Source organism: Nocardiopsis lucentensis DSM 44048, assembly GCF_000341125.1.
GTDB classification, from domain to species: Bacteria; Actinomycetota; Actinomycetes; order Streptosporangiales; family Streptosporangiaceae; genus Nocardiopsis; species Nocardiopsis lucentensis.
In genome coordinates this window covers 1-4,795 of record NZ_ANBC01000719.1, presented here as the reverse complement: position 1 = coordinate 4,795, position 4,795 = coordinate 1, and the positions used below count along the sequence as shown (strand labels likewise).

Here is a 4,795-nt window from a genome sequence, read left to right as displayed (position 1 = left end):
CCATTCCATGCCGTTCTTCGCGGCGGGCCTGGTTCTGGTGGTGCCGTTCGAGGTAGGCCTGCGCGCCGCGACCCTCTACCAGCCGACGGGGCACACGGTCGCCGACACCTTCCCGGACGCCCCCGCGCCGGTGCCGAGTGACGTCACAGACGTCGGATGGACCTGGGTGGAGCCGGAGGGCACCTCCGTGGAAACCGTGGAGACCGGTCCGTTCGGCCCCCTGCTCGTGCTCGACGACGGCGTGATCGCCCTGGAGGGCGCATCCGGGGAAGAACTGTGGAGCCACCGGCACCCCTACAGCAGCGTGTCGGCCCAGGTGATCGACGACGGGGCAACGGCCCTCGTCACCCGTCTACCAGCGGCCGACGAGTTCGGAGACCGACAGGTGACCGAACTCGACACCGCCACCGGCGAGATCCTCACAGAGTACTCCGTGCCGTCGCTCAGATCCGAGGACGGGACCGAGGACATCGAGGTCTCACTCCTGGCCGGGACGTCGGACCTACGGTTCTACGAGTGGAGCGAACCCGGCGAACGGACCCGGATCAGCGCACGCGCGACCCGAGCGAGTGACGAACTGTGGTCCTTCACCCTGCCGGGCGACGACGGCCAGGTGTGCGCGGTCGGTGGCGGCTGGCTTGCGGGAGACAACGTCCTACTGGTGGAGGACCAGCTCGTCGTTCTCTACGCCTGCGCGGCCGCGAACCGGTTGGAGGGCTGGGACACCCCTTGGGACCTGGCCGATGATCCGGAGGAGTCCGTCGCCGTGACCGTGGCCGCGGTGGACACCGGTTCCGGCGAGGTCGCCTGGGAGCGTGAGTGGGAGGCCTCCGGAAGTTGGGAGTTCCGTCTGTCCGCCCGGGCACCGCTGCCCACGAGCGACGGGCCTCCGGTGGTCGTGCTGGAGAACGAGGCCGTACGGGGGGTGTCCCGGATTCTGGACCCGAGCGACGGTACGTGCGCGGGCGAGCTGCCGCCGGAGCTCATGGCCTCCGACACGGAGATGGTGGAAGGCTTCCAACGGCTGGTGCATGCCGACTCCGGCGGGTCCGTACTTCTCCGGCAGGACGAACAGTGGTCCTGGGAGTTCTACCGCGCGTCTCCGGACGGGGCGATCACGGACACCGCGCTGCTCCCGGACGGGACGGTCCACTCCGACCACACGACTACGGCCGTCATGCTCGGTGACGCCGTGTCCGTGCTCACCACCCGGTCCCAGGACGAGGCTCAGGATGGGACCGTTCTGTCCGCCGTGGTCGTCCCCTTCGGCTCAGACGAGATCCGCTGGATCGAGATCGGGGACCTCCGCCCCCACGAAGATGGCTTCTGGGAGTCCTGGGAAGACCGAGCCCGGCTGGTTCCTATGCCTGGGGCGATCGTCGCCTATGTCGAGAGCGCCACGCCCACGACACCCATGATCATCCACGGTCTGGTGGGCTGACGGAGAGGACACCTGTCCGAGCGCTCCTCACCGCATGGGCCGCCCGGCGTGTCGACGGCCGGGTCAGGGACCCTGACCATGGTGGCGTCCACACGTGTCCCCGGCCGACCTCGGAAACGGCCTTCGTGACGACGGGCGGCTGGTGGGGATCCCGTGAACCGGATGCGCGGTGACCCACGCCAAGTCATCGTCACTACACCCGTTGTCTGCGCGTGGCGTCGGTGTTAACTTCACGTCCATGGGAGCGCTCCCGAATTGGGAGCGCTCCCGAAACCAGAGACCGGATCTCATACCGCCTCCGGCGCGTACAGCGAGGTACGCGCGTAGCGACCCCTCGGGTCCCGGCCCGGGACCCGAGCCGCCACCGTCGGCGGCCCCTCCAGCACGACCGCGCCCCGTCCCCGCCCCTCCCCTGAGAGCCCCGCTCCCCACGGCGCCCCGGCGCCAGCGGGGTGCCGGGCGCGGACGGGAGCACCCCCCGAGGAGGACACGTGACCACCCCCCACACCCGTCCGCGCCGCGCCCGTTGGCGCGCCGCGGGAGCCGCGCTCCTGGGCGCGGTACTCACCGCCGCCCTCCTACCGGCGGCGCCCGCCCAGGCGGCACCGATCTGCTCGGTCGACTACCGGACCGACGACTGGGGCTCCGGCTTCACCGCCGAGGTCTCCGTCACCAACGAGGCCGAACCCGTCTCCGCCTGGACGCTGGGCTGGGAGTTCACCGGCGACCAGCAGATCACCAACAGCTGGAACGCGCAGGTCTCCCAGAACGGCAGCTCCGTGACCGCCCAGGGCCCGTCCTGGGCGCCCGACCTCGGCAGCGGGCAGACCGCGACGTTCGGGTTCCAGGCCACCTACAGCGGCGACAACCCCGCTCCCACCGGGTTCACCCTCAACGGCCGGGACTGCGCGGGCGAGAACGAGGCCCCGACGCTGGTCGTCGACCCCGGCTCGATCGCCCTGGCGCCAGGAGGACAGGCCGCCTTCGACGTCGCGCTGTCGGCGGCCCCGGAGCAGGCCGTCGCCGTCAGCGTGGAGCGCACCTCCGGCAGCACCGACCTGTCCGTGGCCTCGGGCGCCTCGCTGACCTTCGGCGCGTCCGACTGGGACGCCCCCCAAGAGGTGACCGTCGCCTCCTCCGGCGACGGCGCGGGCGAGCCCGCCCAGGCCGAGTTCACCGTCTCCGCCGAGGGCTACGACCCCGTGGTCGTCACCGCGCGCGAACTGTCGGGCGCCGACACCCCCTACGAGGAGGAGTTCCTCGACCAGTACGCGAAGATCAAGGACCCCGACAACGGCTACTTCCGCGAGGTCGGCGGGCTCCTCGTGCCGTACCACTCGGTGGAGACCCTGATCGTGGAGGCGCCCGACCACGGGCACGCCACCACCTCCGAGGCCTACAGCTACTACCTGTGGCTGGAGGCGGCCTACGGTCGGATCACCGGCGACTGGGCGCCCTTCAACGACGCCTGGGAGTCCATGGAGGCGTTCATCATCCCGGGCACCGCCGACCAGCCGACGAACTCCGCCTACGACCCGTCGGCCCCGGCGACCTACATCCCCGAGTCCCTCGACCCGGGCGACTACCCCATGCCGCTGACCCCCGAGGTCCAGGCGGGTGAGGACCCCCTCTCCCAGGAGCTGGCCAGCACCTACGGCACCGACGAGGTCTACGGCATGCACTGGCTGCTGGACGTGGACAACGTCTACGGCTACGGGTTCTGCGGCGACGGCACCGACGACGCCCCCGCCTACGTCAACACCTTCCAGCGCGGGTCCAACGAGTCGGTCTGGGAGACCGTCCCGCACCCGTCCTGCGAGACGTTCGCGCACGGCGGCGAGTACGGTTTCCTCGACCTGTTCACCGACGACGAGAGCTACTCCGAGCAGTGGCGCTACACCAACGCGCCCGACGCCGACGCGCGTGCGGTGCAGGTGGCCTACCTCGCCCACCAGTGGGCCTCCGAGCAGGGCAACGCGGACGCCATCGCCTCGAGCGTCGCCAACGCGGCCAGGATGGGCGACTACCTGCGCTACGCGATGTTCGACAAGTACTTCAAGGAGATCGGCGACTGCGTCGGCGCCGAGTCCTGCGCCCCGGGTTCGGGCAGGAACTCCGCGCACTACCTCATGTCCTGGTACTACTCCTGGGGCGGAGCCCTGGAGAGCGCCCAGTACCCGTGGGCCTGGCGCATCGGGGGCTCGTCCGCGCACCAGGGCTACCAGAACGTGATGGCCGCCTACGCGCTGTCGGAGGTGGACGCGCTCCGGCCCGAGTCGGCCACCGGCGCCGAGGACTGGGGCACCAGCCTCGACCGGCAGCTGGAGTTCCTCCAGTGGCTGCAGTCCTCCGAGGGCGGTATCGCCGGGGGCGCGACCAACAGCTGGGAGGGCTCCTACGCCGAGCCGCCCGCGGGGACGCCGACCTTCCACGGCATGTACTACGACGAGAAGCCCGTCTGGCACGACCCGCCGTCGAACCGCTGGTTCGGGTTCCAGGTCTGGGACATGGAGCGGGTGGCCGAGTACCACCGCATCACCGGTGACGAGCGCGCCGGGCAGATCCTGGACGCGTGGGTGCCCTGGGCGATCGAGAACACCACCGTCGGGGAGGACGGCGAGTTCGCCATCCCCGCCGACATGGAGTGGAGCGGTCAGCCCGACACCTGGACGGGTGAGCCGACCGGCAACCCGGACCTGAGCGTCGAGGTCGTCTCGCACGGCCAGGACGTCGGGATCGCAGCGGGGCTGGCCAAGACGTTCATGCACTACGCCGCCGCCACCGGCGACGCCGGGTCCCGCGAGGCGGCCGAGGCGCTGCTGGACGCCCTGATGTTCCACGAGGACGACCTGGGTGTCGCCGTTCCGGAGACCCGGGCCGACTACGAGCGCTTCGACGACCCGTTCGACTCCCCGGACGGCGGGCTCTACGTCCCCGAGGGGTGGACCGGTCAGATGGCCAACGGTGACCCGATCACCTCCGAGTCCACGTTCCTGTCGATCCGGTCCTTCTACGAGGACGACCCGAACTGGCCCCGGGTCGAGGCCTACCTCGAGGGCGGCCCGGTGCCCGAGTTCACCTACCACCGCTTCTGGGCACAGGTGGACGTCGCCACGGCGCTGGCCACCCACGGCGAGTTGTTCGGAGACGGTTCCTGACCGGCCGTGGCCGCACGGGGGCGGGGCCCGCGCCCCGCCCCGCCTCCGAACGGGCCCGGAGCCCGGCGGGCTCCGGGCTCCGGGCCGGTCGCCGCCCGCGACCGACCCGCCCCGGTGGACGACGTGCCGCGGCGCGCGGTCACACGTCCTGGTAGGCGCTGGCCTGCATCTCCCACAGTTCCCGGTAGTGGTCGCA

2 protein-coding genes are annotated in these 4,795 nt (G+C 71.2%); both read left to right on the top strand.

What is annotated here, in order from left to right:
* A partial coding sequence (locus tag D471_RS0125090; protein ID WP_026128056.1) for an outer membrane protein assembly factor BamB family protein occupies nucleotides 1-1,441 on the top strand: 1,441 nt, incomplete at its 5' end.
* A 491-nt stretch (nucleotides 1,442-1,932) separates the two neighbouring features.
* Entirely contained in the window at nucleotides 1,933-4,599 is a 2,667-nt protein-coding gene (locus tag D471_RS0125085; protein ID WP_017601163.1) for a glycoside hydrolase family 48 protein, read from the top strand.
* Nucleotides 4,600-4,795 lie beyond the last annotated feature (196 nt).